Origin of the sequence: Burkholderia sp. Tr-20355 (assembly GCF_017104685.1) — a bacterium.
Classification (GTDB): Bacteria; Pseudomonadota; Gammaproteobacteria; order Burkholderiales; family Burkholderiaceae; genus Burkholderia; species Burkholderia seminalis.
The window spans coordinates 16,596-35,651 of the sequence record NZ_JAAGPK010000048.1 but is presented as its reverse complement, the minus strand read 5'-3'; the positions used below and the strand labels follow the sequence as shown (position 1 = coordinate 35,651).

At 67.3% G+C, this 19,056-nt stretch carries 15 protein-coding genes; 9 read left to right on the top strand and 6 right to left on the bottom strand.

All coding sequences use genetic code 11. The features are described from left to right. Nucleotides 1–172: 172 nt before the first annotated feature. The 5 genes from G3N62_RS15420 to G3N62_RS15400 are packed head-to-tail and all read left to right on the top strand — an operon-like array spanning nt 173 to nt 8,283. On the top strand, nt 173–3,340 hold the full coding sequence (locus G3N62_RS15420; protein WP_034191478.1) for an efflux RND transporter permease subunit: 3,168 nt from the start codon (nt 173–175) through the stop codon (nt 3,338–3,340). Nucleotides 3,341–3,377: 37 nt separating this feature from the next. Next, nucleotides 3,378–4,607: an efflux RND transporter periplasmic adaptor subunit gene (locus G3N62_RS15415; RefSeq protein WP_059556485.1), complete on the top strand. Its 1,230-nt coding sequence runs from the start codon at nt 3,378–3,380 to the stop codon at nt 4,605–4,607. 17 nt (nt 4,608–4,624) lie between these two features. Further along, nucleotides 4,625–6,103, top strand: a complete 1,479-nt coding sequence (locus tag G3N62_RS15410; protein WP_124608450.1) for an efflux transporter outer membrane subunit — start codon at nt 4,625–4,627, stop codon at nt 6,101–6,103. A gap of 21 nt (nt 6,104–6,124) precedes the next feature. Continuing rightward, a complete protein-coding gene (locus G3N62_RS15405; RefSeq protein ID WP_124669359.1) occupies nt 6,125–6,820 on the top strand; it encodes a heavy metal response regulator transcription factor in 696 nt (231 codons plus the stop codon). After that, nucleotides 6,817–8,283 carry a heavy metal sensor histidine kinase gene (locus G3N62_RS15400; RefSeq protein ID WP_124669360.1) on the top strand — a complete coding sequence of 489 codons (1,467 nt, stop codon included), beginning with the start codon at nt 6,817–6,819 and terminating at the stop codon, nt 8,281–8,283. The genes G3N62_RS15405 and G3N62_RS15400 overlap by 4 nt, the downstream gene beginning before the upstream one ends. A 72-nt stretch (nt 8,284–8,355) precedes the next feature. On the opposite strand, the gene G3N62_RS15395 is transcribed toward G3N62_RS15400, so the two are convergent. The 4 genes from G3N62_RS15395 to G3N62_RS15380 form a co-directional block, all read right to left on the bottom strand. Next, nucleotides 8,356–9,396, bottom strand: coding sequence for a helix-turn-helix domain-containing protein (locus G3N62_RS15395; RefSeq protein ID WP_124669361.1), 1,041 nt, complete (start codon nt 9,394–9,396; stop codon nt 8,356–8,358). 144 nt (nt 9,397–9,540) lie between these two features. Then, on the bottom strand, nt 9,541–11,067 hold the full coding sequence (locus G3N62_RS15390; protein ID WP_034191484.1) for an amidase: 1,527 nt from the start codon (nt 11,065–11,067) through the stop codon (nt 9,541–9,543). A 55-nt stretch (nt 11,068–11,122) separates the two neighbouring features. Continuing rightward, nucleotides 11,123–12,181 carry a phenylacetaldoxime dehydratase family protein gene (locus G3N62_RS15385; protein WP_069705332.1) on the bottom strand — a complete coding sequence of 353 codons (1,059 nt, stop codon included), beginning with the start codon at nt 12,179–12,181 and terminating at the stop codon, nt 11,123–11,125. A 95-nt stretch (nt 12,182–12,276) separates the two neighbouring features. Next, nucleotides 12,277–13,173, bottom strand: coding sequence for a transporter (locus G3N62_RS15380; protein ID WP_034191486.1), 897 nt, complete (start codon nt 13,171–13,173; stop codon nt 12,277–12,279). Nucleotides 13,174–13,689: 516 nt separating this feature from the next. Between G3N62_RS15380 and nthA the strand changes: the two genes are divergently transcribed. From nthA to G3N62_RS15360, 4 genes are all read left to right on the top strand, one after another. Next, complete coding sequence (gene nthA / locus G3N62_RS15375; protein WP_124669362.1) at nt 13,690–14,289, top strand: nitrile hydratase subunit alpha; 600 nt, start codon at nt 13,690–13,692, stop codon at nt 14,287–14,289. 44 nt (nt 14,290–14,333) lie between these two features. After that, a complete protein-coding gene (gene nthB / locus G3N62_RS15370; RefSeq protein WP_124669363.1) occupies nt 14,334–14,987 on the top strand; it encodes a nitrile hydratase subunit beta in 654 nt (217 codons plus the stop codon). Next, the gene (locus G3N62_RS15365) at nt 14,984–16,246 is read left to right on the top strand and encodes a GTP-binding protein (RefSeq protein WP_124669364.1); all 1,263 of its coding nucleotides are present in this window, start codon (nt 14,984–14,986) and stop codon (nt 16,244–16,246) included. Before nthB ends, G3N62_RS15365 begins: the two co-directional genes overlap by 4 nt. A gap of 184 nt (nt 16,247–16,430) precedes the next feature. Next, a complete protein-coding gene (locus G3N62_RS15360; protein WP_049031615.1) occupies nt 16,431–17,018 on the top strand; it encodes a LysE family translocator in 588 nt (195 codons plus the stop codon). Between the two features lie 12 nt (nt 17,019–17,030). On the opposite strand, the gene G3N62_RS15355 is transcribed toward G3N62_RS15360, so the two are convergent. Next, complete coding sequence (locus G3N62_RS15355; protein WP_069705328.1) at nt 17,031–17,876, bottom strand: AraC family transcriptional regulator; 846 nt, start codon at nt 17,874–17,876, stop codon at nt 17,031–17,033. Nucleotides 17,877–18,148: 272 nt separating this feature from the next. Then, a complete protein-coding gene (locus tag G3N62_RS15350) occupies nt 18,149–18,706 on the bottom strand; it encodes an inclusion body family protein (RefSeq protein ID WP_034191491.1) in 558 nt (185 codons plus the stop codon). Nucleotides 18,707–19,056: the final 350 nt, after the last annotated feature.

Below are 19,056 nucleotides of genomic sequence, written 5' to 3'. Positions count from 1 at the left end.
ACGAAACCGCCGCCATCGCGACGCATGCCTTCCGTCTGCGGAATCGGCCGACCACCCGCCCGCCCCAACCTGACAGTTCCGCCAGTTTCGCGACAGTAACCCGTTCCACGCCGACGCCTATCATTCGGGTTCCCTTCACCGACGCCTGATCACCGCCTGTCCCGCCGCCTCCATGTGGATCGTCAATCTCGCGCTCAGGCGCCCCTACACGTTCATCGTCATGGCCATCATGATCGTGCTGGCCACCCCGCTGGCGCTGATGCGCACACCGGTCGACGTGCTGCCCGCGATCAACATCCCCGTGATCAGCGTCATCTGGAATTACAGCGGCTTCTCCGCGACGGAGATGACCAACCGGATCACGTCCGTCCATGAACGGATCCTGACGACGACCGTCAACAACATCCAGCACGTCGAATCGACGTCGCTGCCCGGCATCGCCGTCGTGAAGGTGTTCCTGCAGCCGGGCGCCAACGTGCAGACGGCGATCGCGCAGACGGTGTCCTCCGCGCAGGCGATCGTGCGACAGATGCCGCAGGGGGCGACGCCGCCGCTCGTGATCACCTATTCGGCGTCGAGCATCCCGGTGATCCAGCTCGGGCTGTCGAGCAAGACGCTCAGCGAACAGTCGCTCGCCGACATCGCGCTCAACTTCCTGCGCCCGCAGCTGATCACGGTGCCCGGCGTGCAGATCCCGTTCCCGTACGGCGGCCGCACGCGCGTGGTCGCGATCGACCTCGATCCGCAGGCGCTGCAGGCGAAAGGCCTGACGCCGGCCGACATCGTCAACGCGGTGAACGCGCAGAATCTCGTGCTGCCGACCGGCACCGCGAAGATGGGCCCGACCGAATACCGGATCGACACGAACGCGTCGGCCGACACCGTCGCCGACATCAGCAACCTGCCGATCCAGACCGTCAACGGCGCGACGACCTACCTGCGCGAGGTCGCGGCGGTGCGCGACGGCTTCGCGCCGCAGACCAACGTCGTGCGGCAGAACGGCCAGCGCGGCGTGCTCATCTCGATCCTGAAAAGCGGCGACGCGTCCACGCTGAAGGTCGTGTCGGACCTGAAGGCGCTGCTGCCGAAGGTGATCCCGACGCTGCCCGAAGGGCTCACGATCACGCCGTTGTTCGACCAGTCGGTGTTCGTCAACGCGGCCGTCCAGGGCGTGATCCACGAGGCGCTGATCGCCGCCGTGCTGACCGCGATGATGATCCTGCTGTTCCTCGGCAACTGGCGCAGCACGCTGATCATCGCGATCTCGATCCCGCTGTCGATCTTCACGTCGCTGATCGCGCTGTCCGCGCTCGGCGAGACCATCAACATCATGACGCTCGGCGGGCTCGCGCTCGCGGTCGGCATTCTCGTCGACGACGCGACCGTCACGATCGAGAACATCGAGCGGCACCTGCATCTCGGCACCAACCTGCACGACGCGATCCTCGAAGGCGCGGGCGAGATCGCGGTGCCCGCGTTCGTGTCGACGCTGTGCATCTGCATCGTGTTCGTGCCGATGTTCTTCCTGACGGGCGTCGCGCGCTTCCTGTTCGTGCCGCTCGCCGAAGCCGTCGTGTTCGCGATGCTCGCGTCGTACGTGCTGTCGCGCACGCTGGTGCCGACGCTCGCGATGCTGCTGTTCCGCCCGCAGCAGGCGGGCACCGGCCCCGACCATTCGACGTCGCGCTTCGCGCGCATCCATCACGCGTTCAACCGCGCGTTCGAGCGGCTGCGTGCGTGGTACATCGTGCTGCTGAGCATCCTGCTGGTGCGCCGCCGCTTCTACGCGATGTGCTTCCTCGGCTTCTGCGTGCTGTCGACGGGCCTGGTTTTCGTGCTCGGCCGCGACTTCTTCCCGAACGCCGATTCCGGCAACATCCGCCTGCACATGCGCGCGCCGACCGGCTACCGGATCGAGGAAACCGCGCGCCTCGCCGACCAGGTCGAGCGCGTGATCCGCGAAACCGTGCCGGCCGACGAGCTCGGCGCGATCGTCGACAACCTCGGCCTGCCGGTGAGCGGCATCAACCTGTCGTACAGCAACGCCGGCACGATCGGTACGCTCGACGGCGAGCTGCTGATCGCGCTGAAACCGGGCCACCGCGCGACCCAGCACTACGTGCAGACGCTACGCACGCTGCTGCCCCAGCGCTTCCCGGGCGTCGAGTTCTTCTTCCAGCCGTCGGACATCATCACGCAGATCCTCAACTTCGGTCAGCCGGCCGCGATCGACGTGCAGGTGCTCGGCAACGATCTCGCGAGTAACATGACCATCGCGAGCAGCCTGATGAAAAAGTTCAGGCAAATCCCCGGCGCCGTCGACGTGCACGTGCTGCAACGCAACGACGAACCGACCCTGCTGGCCGACATGGATCGTACGCGCATGCAGCAGCTCAACCTCTCCGCGCAGAACGTCGCGCAGAACATGCTGATCTCGTTGTCCGGCAGTTCGCAGACGACGCCGTCGTTCTGGATCAACCCGCGCACCGGCGTGCAGTACCCGCTGCAGATCCAGACCCCGCAATACAGCATCTCGTCGGTCGACGACCTGCTCGGCACGCCGATCTCGGCGAGCGGCCGCACGGGCACGCCGCTGCAGTTGCTCGGCAACCTCGTGCAGGTGCGCAGCACCGCGAACCCGGCCGTGATCACGCACTACAACATCCGCCCCGCGATCGACGTGTACGTGAGCGTCGAGGGTCGCGACCTCGGCGCGGTCGCGGGCGAGATCGACCGCATCGTGGCGGATGCGCGCGCGACGCTGCCGCGCGGCACCGACCTGACGATGCGCGGCCAGATCGAGACGATGCGCACGTCGTATCTCGGCCTCGGCGCGGGCGTCGCGATGGCGATCGTGCTCGTCTACCTGCTGATCGTCGTCAACTTCCAGTCGTGGCTCGACCCGCTGATCATCATCAGCGCGATGCCGGCCGCGCTCGCCGGCATCGCGTGGATGCTGTTCATCACCGGCACGCACCTGAGCGTGCCCGCGCTGACCGGCGCGATCATGACGGTCGGCGTCGCGACCGCGAACAGCATCCTGGTCGTGTCGTTCGCGCGCCAGCGCCTCGCGGCCGGCGCGCCGCCGCTCACGGCCGCGCTGGAGGCCGGCGCGACGCGGATCCGGCCGGTGCTGATGACGGCGCTCGCGATGATCATCGGGATGGTGCCGATGGCGCTCGGTCTCGGCGAAGGCGCCGAGCAGAACGCGCCGCTCGGCCGCGCGGTGATCGGCGGACTGCTGTTCGCGACAGTTTCGACGTTGCTGTTCGTGCCGCTCGTGTTCGGCGGCGTGCATGCGCGGCTGGCCCGCCGCCGTGCGCGTCAGGCCGGACACTGACTTTCGTCCCCCCTACCCGGTTGAATTGGTTGAATTCATGGAAGAGAAACATCACAGCGCCGTCGGCATCCAGGTGGACGAACACGGCATGCATCTGCCGACGCGCACGTCGGTGTCGCGGCGCGGGCGCATCGTCCTGATCGTGATCGGCGTGCTGCTGGCCGCCGGCGCCGCGCGGACGATCGTCGTCAACGTGCTGAACGGCCACCGGCTCGACGCTGTCGCCGAGCAGAACACGCGCCAGTACGTGACCGTCGTGCACCCGGTCGACGCGGCCACCGGCGGCAAGCTGACGCTGCCCGGCACGCTGCGCGGCTTCGTCGAGGCACCGATCTATGCGCGGGCGAGCGGCTACGTGCTGCGCTGGCAGGCCGACATCGGCACGCACGTGAAGCAGGGGCAAACGCTCGCCGAACTCGACACGCCCGAGTTGAACCAGGAACTCGCGCAGGCCACCGCGCAACGCCAGCAGGCACAGGCCGCGCTCGCGCTCGCGAAGACGTCGTTCGACCGCGCGCAGCAGCTGCGCCAGCGCGATGCCGTGTCGCAGCAGGAACTCGACGACCGGCAAGGCGCGTTCAACCAGGGCACCGCGAACCTCGCCGCGGCCGATGCGAACATGCGCCGGCTCACCGAGCTGAAGGGTTTCCAGCGGATCGCCGCGCCGATCGACGGGATCGTCACGCAGCGCAACGTCGACGTCGGCGATCTCGTCAGTTCCGGCAACGCGGGCCGTGCGCTGTTCACGGTCGTGCAGGCCGACCGGCTGCGCCTGTACGTCCAGGTGCCGCAGGCCTACGCGCAGCAGGTGAAGGTCGGCCAGCACGTGAGCGTCGCGCAGGCCGAGCTGCCGGGCCGGACCTTCGACGGCACGATCACGCGCACGTCCGAGGCGATCGACGTCGCGACGCGCTCGCTGCAGATCGAGATCACGCTGCCGAACCCCGACGGGCGGCTGCTGCCCGGCGCGTACGTGCAGGCCACGCTGCCGATGACGCCGATCGGCCGCCTGCAGGTGCCGGCCAATACGCTGCTGTTCCGCGGCGAAGGCCCGACGGTCGCGACCGTCGATGCGAACGGCCAGGTCCACCTGAAGCAGGTGACGGTCGTGCGCACGATCGGCCAGACGCTCGAAGTCGACGGCCCGCTCACGCCGAACGACCGCCTCGTCGCGAACCCGAGCGACGCGCTCGCGAACGGCGACAAGGTCGTCGTGCAGGCACCGGCCGCGCAGCCCGCTTCTTCCGTCGCGGGAGCAAAGTCGTGATCGCGTTGCGCGCACGCATGCGGCCCGCGGCGCTCGCCGCCGTCGCGGCGGCAACCGTCCTCGCCGGCTGCACGGTCGGCCCCGACTACCAGCGCCCGGCCGTCGACACGCCGGCCGCATGGCGGCTCGACCCGGCCGACGCGTACTGGCACCCGGCCGCGCCGGCCCGCGCGCCGCTCGACCCCGCGTGGTGGACCGCGTTCGGCGATCCGCAACTCGACGCACTCGAAACCGACGCGCTGCGCAACAACCAGAACCTGAAGGCCGTGGCCGCGCGCTACGACCAGGCGAAAGCGACGCTCGCGTCGGTCGCGTCCGCGCAATATCCGGCCGTCGGCCTGACCGCGAGCGGCCAGCGCTTCAAGATCTCCGGCGACCGCCCGCAGACCAATTACGCGACGCAAAGCATGTCGACCGTGCAGAACGACGTCCAGGTCGGCGCGGCCGTCAGCTACGAACTCGACCTGTTCGGCCGCGTGCGGCGCAGCGTCGAATCGGCGCAGGCAACCACCGAGCAGGCGCGCGACGATTTCGCGAACGCGCGCCTCGTGCTGAGCGCCGATCTCGCGTCGAGCTATTTCGCGCTGCGCGAGCTCGATACCGAGATCGACGTCGTCAAGCGGTCGATCGACCTGCAGCAGAAGGCGCTCGACTACGTGAGCGCGCGCCACGACCTCGGCGCGGTGTCGGGTCTCGATCTGCTGCAGCAGCGCGCGCAGCTCGACGCGACGCGCACGCAGGCGCAGTTGCTGATCCAGCAGCGCGCGCAGGTCGAAACCGCGATCGCGACGCTGGTCGGCACGCCGGCCCCCGCCTTCTCGCTGCCCCCGCGCGTGGTGCCGATCAACGCGCCCGCGCTGCCGACCGGCATGCCGAGCGACCTGCTGCAGCGGCGGCCCGACGTCGCGTCGGCCGAGCGCGCGATGGCCGCCGCGAACGCGCAGATCGGCGTCGCGCGCGCCGCGTATTTCCCGCGCATCACGCTGTCGCCGGACATCGGCTGGGACGCGACGCGGTTCGCGGGCCTGTTCACCGTGCCGGCGCTGCTGTGGTCGGTCGGCGGGTCGCTCAGCCAGCCGCTGTTCGAAGGCGGCAGGCTGAAGGCCGGCGTCGATTTCGCGCAGGCCGGCTACGTCGCCGCGCAGGCCAGCTACCGGCAAACCGTGCTCACCGCGTTCCAGGAGGTGCAAAATGCGGTCACGGGCCTGTCGGTGCTCGCCGACGCCGCGCAGCAGGCATCGGCGGCCGTCGACGACGCGCGCAAGCTCGTGTCGCTCGCGCAGGACCGCTACGCGGGCGGCCTGACGCCGTTCATCGACGTGCTGACGGCCCAGCAGCAACTCCTGACGAGCGAGCGCCAGGCCGTGCAGATCCAGGGCCAGCGCGCGGCGCTCGTCGTGTTTCTCGCGAAGGCGCTCGGCGGCGGCTGGGACGGCGCCGCGCCGTCCGACGTCGCGGCCGCGGCCCCGCCGCGCGCCGCGAGCGTCGGCCCTTAACCCGATTAGGCGGACAACCCCATGAAAGTCCTGATCGTCGAAGACGAACCGAAAGTCGTCGAATACCTGAAGAGCGGCCTGACCGAGGAAGGCTGGGTCGTCGATACCGCGCTCGACGGCGAGGACGGCGCATGGAAAGCCGTCGAATTCGACTACGACGTGGTCGTGCTCGACGTGATGCTGCCGAAGCTCGACGGCTTCGGCGTGCTGCGCGCGCTGCGCACGCAGAAGCAGACGCCGGTCATCATGCTGACCGCGCGCGACCGCGTCGACGATCGCGTGCGCGGGCTGCGCGGCGGTGCCGACGACTACCTGACCAAGCCCTTCTCGTTTCTCGAGCTGATCGAACGGCTGCGCGCGCTGACGCGCCGCGCGCGTGTGCAGGAGTCGACGCTGATCTCGATCGGCGACCTGCGCGTCGACCTGATCGGCCGCCGCGCGACGCGCGACGGCATGCGGCTCGACCTGACCGCGCAGGAATTCCAGCTGCTCGGCGTGCTGGCCCGGCGCAGCGGCGAGGTGCTGTCGAAGACGACGATCGCCGAACTGGTGTGGGACGTGAACTTCGACAGCAACGCGAACGTCGTCGAGACGGCGATCAAGCGGCTGCGCGCGAAGCTCGACGGCCCGTTCGCGGACAAGCTGCTGCACACGATCCGCGGGATGGGCTACGTGCTCGAGGCGCGCGAGGACGGCGACACGGAGCGGCGAGCATGAAACGCTCGATCATCCTGCGGCTCTCGGCGATGTTCGGCATCGTGTCGCTGCTCGTGTTCACGCTGGTCGGCTGCGGGCTGTTCGTGATGATGGAGCGCCAGCTGTTCGCCGAGTTGCGCGCGACGCTCGACACGCGCGCCAAGGTCGCCGCGATGATCGTGTCGCACGCGACCACGGCCGCGCGCGGCCGCCTGATGCAGGAAAAACTCGCCGATCTCGAACCGCCCGACGGTTCGACGCATTATCAGGTGGTCAGCGACAACCCCGCGTTCCGCTTCGGCAGCCCCGTCGACGGCGTGCCGCTCGACCCGCCGTTCGGCGCGTTCCAGCGCTACCAGCTCAACGACAGCAGCTACGCGGTGATGACCAAGACCGTCACGCTGCCCGGCGCCGACGAGCGGCCGACGCTGCAGCTGGTCGTCGCGACCTCGTGCGAACGCACGCAGCGGATGCTGCGCCGCTTCGGCTGGACGCTGGCCGCGCTGATCGCGACAGCGACCGTCATCACGCTGCTGCTGAGCCGCGCGGTCGCGCGCTTCGGGCTCGCGCCGCTCGACCGGCTGTCGCAGGACGCGGCGAGCGTGAGCGCGACGAACCGCCGCCAGCGGCTGCAGACCGACGCGCTGCCCACCGAGCTGCGCGATCTCGCGACATCGTTCAACGGCGCGCTCGAACGGATCCAGCAAACCTACGCGCGACTCGAGGCGTTCAACGCGGATGTCGCACACGAGCTGCGCACGCCGATCAGCATCCTGATCGGCCAGACCCAGGTCGCGCTGACGAGCCGTGACCGCTCGGTCGACCGGATGCGCCAGACGCTGCAGTCGAACCTCGAGGAATTCGAGCGGCTGCGCGTGATCATCAACGACATGCTGTTCCTGTCGCGCAGCGACCGCGGCGAACGCGCGGCCGACCTGAAGGACGTGTCGCTCGCCGACGAGGTGCGGCGCATGCTCGATTTCCTCGAGATCCCGCTCGACGAGGCGCAATTGCACGCCGAACTGCACGGCGATGCGCGCGCGGCCGTCGATCCGTCGCTGTTCCGCCGCGCGATGACGAACCTGCTGATCAATGCGATCCAGCATTCCGCGCCCGGCGCGACGTTACAAGTGACGATCATGCGGCGCGACACGCTCGTCGAGATGGCCGTGTCGAACCCCGGCGAGCCGATCGATCCGGTGCAGCGCTCGCACGTGTTCGAGCGCTTCTACCGGCTCGAGGAAGCACGCGCGAACAGCAAGGAGAACCACGGGCTCGGGCTGTCGATCGTCAAGGCCGTGGCCGAGATGCACGGCGGCGGCGTGTTCGTCGCGTGCGCGGGCGGCGTCAATACGTTCGGCTTCTCGGTGTCGACGGAACCCTGCGCGGGCGGACCGCTGCGCGCGGGCGACGCAACCGGTGCAACCGGCGTGGTCGACTCCGCCGATTCGCGGCCAGCGCACGCGCCGCGGGCGCTGCACTGAAGTCGGCCGAGCCTGTCGACGTCCGGCCGCCGCGATCGGCGCTGGCCGCCCACGAACGCGGCCCGGGACGCATTACGCGCGCGGCTTGCCGCCCTGCTCGCGCCACGCCCGCGGCGACATCGCGAACCGCTCGCGAAACACGCGGCTGAAATGCGACATGTCGTTGAATCCCCAGCGCAATGCGACGTCGGACACGCGCAGCGCCGCGCATTGCGGATTCGCGAGATCCTGCGCGCACCGTTCCAGCCGCAGGTTCCACACGTAACGCATCAGCGACGTCTCCTCGGCCTCGAACAGCTTGTTGATGTACCGCGACGAAATCCCGATCGACTGCTCGATCAGCATCGGGTTCAGCTCCGGGTCGTGCAGGTGCTCGAGCACATGCCGCTTCACGCGCGTCAGCGTCAACGCTTTCATCCTCGACTGCGCGAGGTCGTTGCGCTGGATGCCCCCCAGCGTCATCGCGATCAGCGAGATCGCGGTATCCGACAGCTGCCGCATCTCGTCCTCGGTCACGCTGCGGATCTGCGACGACATCTGCTCGAGAAACGCACGCATGACGCTGCCGACGCCGTCCCCGGTTTGCGTCGGGCACGCCGTGCGGTGCTCCATCCCGACGACGAGCTGGTTCAGGGTCGCGCGGGGAATGCTGACGACGATCTCGCGCCACGACTGGCCGAACTGCAGGTGGTGAGGCCGTGTCGCGTCGTAGATCGCGAAATCCCCGGGGTGCAGCGTGACGATCTTGCCGTCCTGCTCGACCGACTGGCTGCCCTCGAGCATCAAGACCCCGAAATACTTGTCCTCATACTCGCTGCGCGCCTGGCGATAACGCCGGATCACGGCCTGCTCGCTCGCGTGGATTTCCGAGATGCGCATCTTCTCGCACTTGCGCTGCCGCACCCGGCCGAAGAAATCGGCTTTCTGCACGGCGGCGATCTGCACGTCCGCGAACAGGCGCAGAATCGTCTCGCGCCAGAATTCGATACGCTGGCTGACCGAGCCGTCGGTCGCCACCTCGATGGCCGTATTCGCCCGTTCGTCCAGCGGGCTGCCGGACGCCGAGCCGGGCGCGTCGCCGCTTATGGCGCGCGGGAGAGGACGCATCGTCATGATCGTGCCCTACAGGGGTTGGCAAACACGCAGCCGATAGCGTGCCCGTTCAAAAGCGCCTTGTCCAATCGATGACCGCGCACGCCGCGTTGCCGGTCGAACCGGCACGCGGCGCGGCGACCGCGCGCTACCGCGCCGTGCATGTCACGCGTACGTCGTCCGACGCCAGTCGGACGACTGTTCATACGCATACGCCACGCGGTAGAGCGTCGCTTCGTCGAAACGGCGCCCGACCAGTTGCAGCCCGATCGGCAGGTCGTCGGCGACCCCGCACGGCAGCGACATCGCCGGATGCCCGGACACGTCGAACGGCGCGGTATTCGCGAGCATCTCGAACGCCCGCGTCAGCGACTCGGACATCGCGCAACCGGGCGCCGGCAGCTTCGACGCGCGCATCGGCACGGTCGGCATCAGCAATACGTCATACGACTGCAGCGCCGCGTCGTAAGCCGATCGCAAGCGCCGCGCGAGGTTCTGGCTCTTCGCGTAGTAGCGCCCGCGATACCGGCTCGTGAAATATTCGCCGAGCAGCATCGTCACCTTCACGGTATCCGGCAACTCGTCGGCGCGCTCGCGCCAGCCCGCGTGGTGATCGATCATGCCGGTCACGTACAGGCCGCCCCAGTTGAAACCGTGGCTGTTGCCCTTCATCATCTGCTGCGTCGCCCCCTCGGCCGCGATCGGCAGCCAGATCGCGGTGCCGGCCGCATGCAGCGGCACCGACACTTCGTCGACGCGCGCGCCGAGCTTGTGCAACCGGTACGCGGCGGCCCGCACGGCCTCGTCGACCACGTTCTCCGAATTCGCGAGCCCGAACGCCTCGCGCAGGATGCCGATCCGCAGTCCCGCGATGCCGTCGCGGATCGCGCCGAGATAATCGGCGCGCGGCGGCAGCGCCCGCTGGCGCGGATCGAGCCCGTCGTCGCCCGCGATCACGTCGAGCAGCAGCGCGTTGTCGAGCACGTTGCCCGTCATCGGTCCCAGATGATCGACGGTCGCCTCGATCGGCATCGCGCCGGTATACGGCACGAGCCCGTGCGTCGGCTTCATCCCGTAGATGCCGCAATAGGCGGACGGGATCCGGACCGAGCCGCCCTGGTCGCCGCCGAGCGCCATGTCGACCTCGCCGCTCGCAACGAGCGCGCCGCTGCCCGACGATGAGCCGCCGGACGAGTGCCCTGCCTTGCGCGGATTGTGCACCGGCCCCGACGCGCTCGTGTGCGAGCCGCCGGAAAAGCAGTAGTACTCGCAGGTCGACTTGCCGGCGATCGTGCCGCCGGCGTCGAGCACCCGCGTGACGACGGTCGCATCGACGTCGGGCACGTAGCCCTCGAACGTGGTCGAGCCATTGCGCATCGGCACGCCGGCGACGCAGATGTTGTCTTTCACGACCACCGTCTTGCCGCGCAGCTTGCCGTCGGCGGCGCCGTGGATCGTGCTCTTGCGCGCCCACGCGCCGTAACGGTTCTCGTCGCCTTCCGGACGGTAGCCGGGCGTGCGCGGATACGCGACGACGGGCAGATAGTCGGGCAGCGCGTCGATCGCATCGTAGGCGTCGAAGTTCGCCTGCAGCGCATCGTCGTAGTCGGCGAGTTGGCGGGAATCGAGATGAAAGCCGAAGCCGGCTGCAATATCGGACAGTTGTTCGCGGGTCGGGCGTTTGATGGCCATCGACGTTCTCCAGTTCGGTAAGCGGCACCGCCGGCCCCGGCGGTGCCGGCGGGATTCAGCGGGCGATGGCGACGGCGTCGCGCATCATCCCGGTGCGCGGATGGCAGTTCACGTATTCGTAGACCTGATGCTTCGCGTCGAAGACGGAAACCTCGTGATACAGCCGCAGTTTCGACAACCCGGTGACGACGCGGAAGAAGGTGACGAAGATCCGCAGGTGCGTCGGATGGGATTCGGCCCATCGTTCGAGGCGGTCGAGCGAGCGCCAGTGGCCGATGTTGTAGCTCTCGTCGAGCACGTTGCCGTCGAGATCGATCGAGCGCACGTAGCGGTTGCTGTAGCAGCCGACGTCCGTGCCGTTGTCGCGCAGGAAGTCCATTCCGCTGCGCAGCGTCGGCTCGATCTCCTCGAGATACAGCCGGCGCTCGTCGTGTTCGGCCGCGCGCCAGTCCTGGCCGGAGCGAATCAGCGCGATGTTGTCGTGCGCCAGCACGACCACGCGGCCGCCGCGGGCCGGATCGCCCTCGACGATGCGCAACTCGCCGTCCGCGCGCATCCAGTCCGTCTGCGAGATCGGGAACCGGTCGCGCATCGATCCCCAGTAACCGTGCTCCTCGATCTCGCCGCTGACGCCGTCCATGATCGCGCCGACGCCGGGGAAATCGTTCGTGAATGCGTAGAGCGTCTCGAACTGCTCGGCGCGCGGCGCGACGATTTCCCGGAAGTAGCCGATGCCGTCCGCGAGGCGCGCGTCGGAGGTCCACCATTCGACGAGTGCCGGCGACGCGATCCAGCGCGCATACGCGGCCGGATCGCGCCAGTAGCCGACGGCGATCAGGTTCTCGTAACCCTGGTCGTCGGTGTGTTGCGTCAGATCGAAGTTGTTCGGGCCGTCCTGCACGCCGAAATCGGCGACGATCCGGCGCAACGCGGCCAGCGCCGCCGCGCGCTTGTCGGCGCCGCTGTATTGCACGCCGAAATAGCCCATCACGACCTGGCTCAGGTCTTCGGCGGCCCGGGCGACGTACATCGGGAACGGCGGCTGGTAGTCATCGGCGACGCGGCGCGACAGCGTCCGCGGGCAGACCAGGTGTTTGTCGATGGCGGATTCCATGCATGACCTCTCTGGAAAGGGAATCGGGTGTCGAGGTATCGACGTTGGGGACACGGAGCGACATGCACCGGGCGTATCCCGGCGCATGCGGCCGGTCAGAAGATGTGCGCGTAGCGCAGGCCCGCGAGCACACTGTTCTTCGGGCCGTTGCGCACGCTCAGGTCGGTGCCGAGCTGGATTTGCACCTGATCGGACTTCGTCACGAATTTCGCCGCGGTGAGCCGCAGGCGCGTCGTGCGAAGCGCGTCGTTGTTGTCCGCACCGTCGACGCTCGTTTCACCGCCCCAGAGCTGGGTGATGCCGACCGCGAGCGACGTGCCCGGATCGGGCATGTAACGCACCATCGCCTGTGCGCTGTAGCTCATCCGCTGATGCAGCGTCGCGCCGCTCGCGCCGTACGACGTGTTGTTGCCGTACCAGATCGCGTCGCCGACGAGATCGAGCGCCCACTGCGGCGAAAAGTGCTTGATGTAGGCCGCCTGGAAATCGAGCGACCAGCGGTTGGCGCCGAGATTGAGACCGCGGTTCTGGTCGTAGCTCCCGGTCGGCGCGTAGACGTAGACCGTCGCGGCGACGACGTCCTTCGCGTCGTTCAGGCGGAATTTCAACGGTGCGGTCAGGATCACGTCGCCGACACCGTTCGTACTGCCAAGCGCGCCGGCGTTGCCAAAGCTGCTGATGTGACCGAACGGCAGCAACACCTGCGGATCGATCGTGAGCCTGTCGGTGAGCTGGAACACGTGCAGCAGGCGGGCGATGCCGACATTCGACTGCAGGTCGAAATCCGACGTCCGGTGGCCGTTCGCGTAGTACGCGTTCGTCGCGGAATAGTTGTAGTACAGCACGCCGATCGTCGCGCCGGCCGGATACTGCTCGTAGTCGCCGGGATCGACCTCGACCGCGCCCGCGTAATGCGATGCGACGGCGATCAGCGACAAACCGATCCAGCGCGCGATTCGCTTCAGTTTCATTCTGTTGACGTTGTCCATCATGCTCCTCACCTGGTTGCGCAGACACCGCCACGCTCGACGCACGACGAACGGGAACCGTCGCCGGATGGTGGAATCGCGGGGGTGCTGGCTGACTGTTGTTCCGCCGGTCCATCGGGGATGCCGGCGATTCGCGACATCGAACGGCCGTCGCTTGAGGATGAGAATAGGAAGGCAAAATCCGCAGTTCTGTTTTCCGGCGGAACAAGAAATTGGCTGTGGCGGACCTGCGCTTCCGATGTCATGCAGCGGTCGCAAAACGTGCGCCGGCTGCCACGGTTTTCGTGTCGGGTGCCCCGCCCATATTGCAGCCCATCACCGTGCATCCGTGCGCGCCGGCCTCACGCCGCGCCACGGGGCCGTCTCAGCATAGTTTCCGATCCGTGCCGGCAAAGAACCGTGCTTTTTCTCTTCTTACCCTGCTCGTCGAGCGTGACCGACACCACGCGGCCCCCCCCGCCAGGGCCGTCCCGACGCCGTGGCGGCGGTCAACCCGAACCACCACAAGGAGCCCCCACGATGAGTACGACCCCTTCCGCGGAAACGGTCTCGACGCCCGGCGAACGTGCCTGGGCGCTGTTTCGCGTGATGAAAGAGAAGAACCTGATCCCCGACGGCTATATCGAAGGCCTGACCGAGCTGATGTCCACGACCTGGGATCCGGCCAACGGCGCGCGCATCGTCGCGCGTGCGTGGGTCGACCCGGCGTTTCGCGAACTGCTGCTGAAGGACGGCACGGCCGCATGCGCGCAATTCGGCTACACCGGCCCGCAGGGCGAATACATCGTCGCGCTCGAAGACACGCCCACGCTGAAGAACGTGATCGTCTGCAGCCTGTGCTCATGCACGAACTGGCCGGTCCTCGGGCTGCCGCCCGAGTGGTACAAGGGCTTCGAATATCGTGCGCGACTCGTCCGCGAGGGCCGCACTGTGCTGCGCGAACTCGGCACCGACCTGCCCGACGACGTCGTCGTGAAGGTCTGGGATACGACCGCCGAGACCCGCTATCTCGTGCTGCCCGTGCGGCCGGCCGGCAGCGAGCAGATGAGCGAGGAACAACTGCGCACGCTCGTCACGAAGGACGTGCTGATCGGTGTGGCGCTGCCGCGCGTGCACTGACTCGCCCCCCGTTTCACTTTCGTCCTTCATCTCGGAGATCACATATGGACGGCTTTCACGACCTCGGCGGCTTCCAGGGCTTCGGCCCGGTGCCGCATACGATCAACAGTCTCGGCTACAAGCCGGTCTTCAAGGAAGACTGGGAACATCTCGCGTACAGCCTGATGTTCGTCGGCGTGGACCAACTGAAAAAATTCAGCGTCGACGAGGTACGTCACGCGGTCGAACGCATCGATGTACGCCAGCATGTCGGCACGCGCTACTACGAGCGCTACGTGATCGCGACGGCAACATTGCTCGTCGAAACCGGCGTGCTCACGCAGGATGAACTCGACCGCGCGCTCGGTTCGCATTTCCGGCTCGCGAACCCGCCGACATCCGGCGGCCGCGCGGCTCCGCCCGACTCGACGCGGTTCGAGGTCGGCGAGCGTGTCGTCGTTCGCGACGAATACGTCAGCGGACACATCCGCGCGCCGGGCTACGTTCGCGGCAAGGAAGGCGTCGTGCAGCACCGGACAACCGAATCGTGGCCCTTCCCGGACGCGATCGGCCACGGCGACACCGGCGCCGCGCATCAGCCGACCTACCATGTCGAGTTCCGCGTGAAGGATCTGTGGGGCGACGCCGCCGACGACGGCTACGTCGTGGTCGACCTGTTCGAAGGCTACCTGGATCGCGCGTCCGGGCCGAGCGCATGACGCCGCCGGGGACGCCAGGCGCGCCGGCCGCCCCCGGCCCGAGGATTCCGGTCACCGTGCTGTCCGGCTTCCTCGGCGCCGGGAAGACGACGTTGCTGAACCACATCCTGCGCAATCGCGCAGGACTGAAGGTCGCCGTGATCGTCAACGACATGAGCGAAGTGAACATCGACGCCGACGACGTGCGGCGCAACGTCGAGCTGCATCGAGGCGAGGACGAACTGGTCGAGATGAGCAACGGCTGCATCTGCTGCACGCTGCGCGCCGACCTGCTCGAGCAGATCAGCACGCTCGCGCGGCAGCGCCGCTTCGATTATCTGCTGATCGAATCGACCGGCATCTCGGAGCCGATGCCGGTCGCGGAGACGTTTGCGTTTCTCGATCGGGACGGTTTCAGCCTGAGCGAGCTGGCACGGCTGGACACGCTCGTCACGGTGGTCGACGGCGAGACGTTCGAGGACATGATCGCGTCGGCCGAACCGGTCGCGCACGACGCGGCGCGCGCGAACGACGGCCATTCCGGCCCGCCGCGCAAGCTGTCGGACCTGCTGCTCGAGCAAGTCGAATACGCGAACGTGATCCTCGTGAGCCGTCTCGACCGGATCGGTCATGCGGGTTTCGACCGGCTGCGCGCGATGCTTGCGTCGCTGAATCCGGCTGCGCGAATCCTGCCGATGCAGCACGGCAAGGTCGATCCGTCGGACGTGCTGGATACCCGGCGCTTCGATCTGCCGGCGCTGGTCGAATCGCCGGGATGGATGCAGCGCATGCAGATCGACGAACGCCCGTCGGAATCGGATGCGTACGGGATCGCGTCGTGGACCTATCGCGAACGTGCGCCGTTTCATCCGGCGCGCCTGCTCGCCTGGCTGCGTCGTCCGTGGGACAACGGCCGGCTGCTGCGCTGCAAGGGTTATGTCTGGGCTGCGCACCGGTATACCGACATCGCCATGCTGGTGCAGACGGGCGGCGCGTTCCAGTGGGGTTACGTCGGGCGATGGTGGCGATTCATCCCGCAGTCGGACTGGCCGCTCGACGACTATCGCCGCGACGGCGTGCTGAAGAAATGGGAGGAGCCGGCAGGGGATTGTCGGCAGGAAATCGTGTTCATCGGGCAGTCGGTCGATCACGACCGGTTGCGTCGCGAACTCGATGCGTGTCTGCTGACGGTCGAGGAAATCGACGCGGGCCCGGAATCGTGGCTGCGGCTTCCGGAAGCCGACGTGTTCGACGCGCTCGCGGCGGCCGCCCGTCCGTGACGTGAGACGCGATGCCTTCGGTTGCAACGCCTGCGTCCAACGACTTTCGAGCGCCGGTGAGCGCTGTGCCCGGTTCGGCGTTACCCGAATCCCGGCAGCGCCGCCGAGGGCAGTTTTCTTCAATACCGGTACGCGCGGCTTCTTTAGTCTCGATGCGACTTTGACATTCGCATGGAGGCAATCAATGAGCATGCTGGTTTCGATGGCCGCGTTCGCGCTGGCGTCCTCGATCACGCCTGGCCCCGTCAACATCGTCGCGCTCAGCGCGGGCGCGCGCCACGGTCTCGGCGCAAGCCTGCGGTATGCGGCCGGCGCGACGCTCGGCTTCGTCGCGCTGTTCCTGCTGATCGGCCTCGGGCTGCACGCCGCGCTCGCGCGCTGGCCGATGCTGACGACGGCCACGCAGTGGTCGGGAATCGCGTTCCTGCTCTACCTGGCGCTGCGGCTCGCGCTCGACGACGGCCGGCTGTCGGCCGACCCGGACGTGGCCGGCCCGTCGGCGGCGGCCGGCGCCGCGATGCAGTGGCTCAATCCGAAGGCATGGCTCGCGTGCGTGGCCGCGATGGGCGCGTACGCGGCCGATGGCGACCGTGCACAGGTCTGGCAATTCGCCGCGCTGTATCTGGTGATCTGCTTCGCGTCGATCGCCTGCTGGGCGTACGCGGGCGCGTCGCTGCGGCACCGGCTCGCGAACGCGCGGCGCATGCGCGTGTTCAACCGGTTGATGGCGCTGCTGCTCGCGGGCAGCGCGCTGTTCCTGCTGGACGTGTAGCCGCGCCGCCGGTCAGCGCATCGCGCTGCGGTACTGTCCGGGCGTCGCGGCCGCGATGCGCCGGAACGCGCGCTGGAAATGGGCCTGGTCGGCAAAACCGGCGTCGAGCGCGACTTCGGCGATCGGCCGGCCGCGGCGCAGCTCGGTACGGCCGTACTGGACACGGCGATCGATCAGGAACGCGTGCGGCGTCATCCCGTAGCGCGCGTTGAACGCGCGGATCAGGTACGACGGCGACAGGTCGGCGGCCGCGCAGATCGCATCGAGCGTCACGCCCTCGCGGCAATGTGCCGCGATGTAGTCGGCCGCGCGCGCGAGCTTGGCGTTGTCGTCGCCCGGCCGCGGGTCGGGCGGCTCGCGATCGAGCGCGCCGTGCAGTTGCGTGAAGAATTCGACCGCCGCGCTTTCCTTGCCGAGCGGATCGCCGGCAGGCGACACGAGCGTGCGATAGAAACCGCCAAATTGCGCGAACAGGTCGCCCCGTTCCGTCAATTTCGGCGAAAACCCGCGAAAATCGCCATTCGGATCACGGCCCAGCGCATGCTGCAGCCGTGTGAGCCACGGCACGTCGACATAGACCATCCGGTACGCCCACGCGTCGGGGCCGTACGGGTTGCACGCATGCACCTGTTCCGGATCGATGATGACGAGCACGCCGCGCCCGACGTGCGCGCGCGTCGCGCCGTTCACGTAGGTACTCGTGCCGCCAACGATCGCGCCCACCGAAAACGTGTCGTGCGTATGTTTCGCGTAACAGATCTCGCGGCCGTCGTCGACGGTGCGCGCTTCGATGAACGGCAGCGCCGCATCGCGCCAGAACGGCGACGGATCGATGGATCGGTTGGCGGTACGGCTCACGCGGCGGGCTCCCGGTTCGGACGGCGAACGCTCACCGTACAAGACTGTGCGGCGCCGCGCAACCTGCGCCCGCCTGCAGGATTCGCGGCGGCAAACAAAAACGAACGGGCTGCCGTCAAACGTGCATTGTGCCCACGGAAATTCCCGTGGGCACAACCCTGCCTCAGCCGACGCCTCGACACTGACGAAGACACGGCTCCCACATGCCCGCGCTTCGCCCGGTGTCGACACGCATTTCCCGTTGCCCCCGCGCTCGAGTCGAGCGGATGAGGTCAGGCCGGAACGTAGATCTTCGGATCCCACCAGTAGTAGCCGAACAGTTCCTGCTTCTGCCCGCCGACGAGCTTGTAAAGCGCGAAGCAAACGCCGAAATACTCCGTGCCGCTGTTCCTGACCGACGAGTCGAAGGTCGCGAACGTGAGCTGCTTCTGCTTGGCCGGGAGGCCATTTCGGGTATGCGATTCCGGATCGGGTTCCACCGCACCGTTGCGGACGACCGTGTTGCAGTTGAACTGGTTGAACACCTGATCACCCTTGTAGTGCTTGATGTCGTAGATGATCACGGCGTCGTCGGAGTTGTCGTAGATCGACACGCCGGTGAACATGATGCGGTCACGCGGGTAGGCGGTGATTTCCAGGTCGGCCGTACCCTGCCCCTTGATGCCGCGCGCGCCGGTGCAAATCATGAACTGGCCATTGTGAGCGATGCCCGTCGGACTGCCCGGGTTCTGGCTCGGAGTCGGGTACGTTCTCTTGACCCATTCCGTGTCGATAACCACGATGATGTTGATGTCCTGCGCGCTTGATGCAAGGGTGACTTCGGAAGCCATGGTTAACCTCCAATCATTCAACGTTGGTAATTGAAATCCGACGACACGTCATTAGTGCGTCACGATCAATATCCTTATTTTGACCGGAACAATCAATTACAACCAATTACACGATAACGATCATTGCAACCCACATTCAATAATCCAATTTCCGGTAGCAGGAAAATCACAAAAATCAATTACAACCAATTACACAAGTCGAAGCGCACCCGCGCCCTGCTCACAAACAATATCGCGCGAACACGTAATTGAAGGATCACACCATCCCCGCCAGCACGTTGATTCCACGACCTCGCCAGAACCACCTCCCGCCCCTAAATAAATAAAATACGCGCCACTAAAATAGATCC

What these genes read in the sequence shown, in the direction of transcription:
- G3N62_RS15420 (WP_034191478.1), top strand. Translation starts at nt 173, where the DNA reads ATGTGGATCGTCAATCTCGCGCTCAGGCGCCCCTACACGTTCATCGTC.
- G3N62_RS15415 (WP_059556485.1), top strand. Translation starts at nt 3,378, where the DNA reads ATGGAAGAGAAACATCACAGCGCCGTCGGCATCCAGGTGGACGAACAC.
- G3N62_RS15410 (WP_124608450.1), top strand. Translation starts at nt 4,625, where the DNA reads ATGCGGCCCGCGGCGCTCGCCGCCGTCGCGGCGGCAACCGTCCTCGCC.
- G3N62_RS15405 (WP_124669359.1), top strand. Translation starts at nt 6,125, where the DNA reads ATGAAAGTCCTGATCGTCGAAGACGAACCGAAAGTCGTCGAATACCTG.
- G3N62_RS15400 (WP_124669360.1), top strand. Translation starts at nt 6,817, where the DNA reads ATGAAACGCTCGATCATCCTGCGGCTCTCGGCGATGTTCGGCATCGTG.
- G3N62_RS15395 (WP_124669361.1), bottom strand. Translation starts at nt 9,396, where the DNA reads ATGACGATGCGTCCTCTCCCGCGCGCCATAAGCGGCGACGCGCCCGGC.
- G3N62_RS15390 (WP_034191484.1), bottom strand. Translation starts at nt 11,067, where the DNA reads ATGGCCATCAAACGCCCGACCCGCGAACAACTGTCCGATATTGCAGCC.
- G3N62_RS15385 (WP_069705332.1), bottom strand. Translation starts at nt 12,181, where the DNA reads ATGGAATCCGCCATCGACAAACACCTGGTCTGCCCGCGGACGCTGTCG.
- G3N62_RS15380 (WP_034191486.1), bottom strand. Translation starts at nt 13,173, where the DNA reads ATGATGGACAACGTCAACAGAATGAAACTGAAGCGAATCGCGCGCTGG.
- nthA (WP_124669362.1), top strand. Translation starts at nt 13,690, where the DNA reads ATGAGTACGACCCCTTCCGCGGAAACGGTCTCGACGCCCGGCGAACGT.
- nthB (WP_124669363.1), top strand. Translation starts at nt 14,334, where the DNA reads ATGGACGGCTTTCACGACCTCGGCGGCTTCCAGGGCTTCGGCCCGGTG.
- G3N62_RS15365 (WP_124669364.1), top strand. Translation starts at nt 14,984, where the DNA reads ATGACGCCGCCGGGGACGCCAGGCGCGCCGGCCGCCCCCGGCCCGAGG.
- G3N62_RS15360 (WP_049031615.1), top strand. Translation starts at nt 16,431, where the DNA reads ATGAGCATGCTGGTTTCGATGGCCGCGTTCGCGCTGGCGTCCTCGATC.
- G3N62_RS15350 (WP_034191491.1), bottom strand. Translation starts at nt 18,706, where the DNA reads ATGGCTTCCGAAGTCACCCTTGCATCAAGCGCGCAGGACATCAACATC.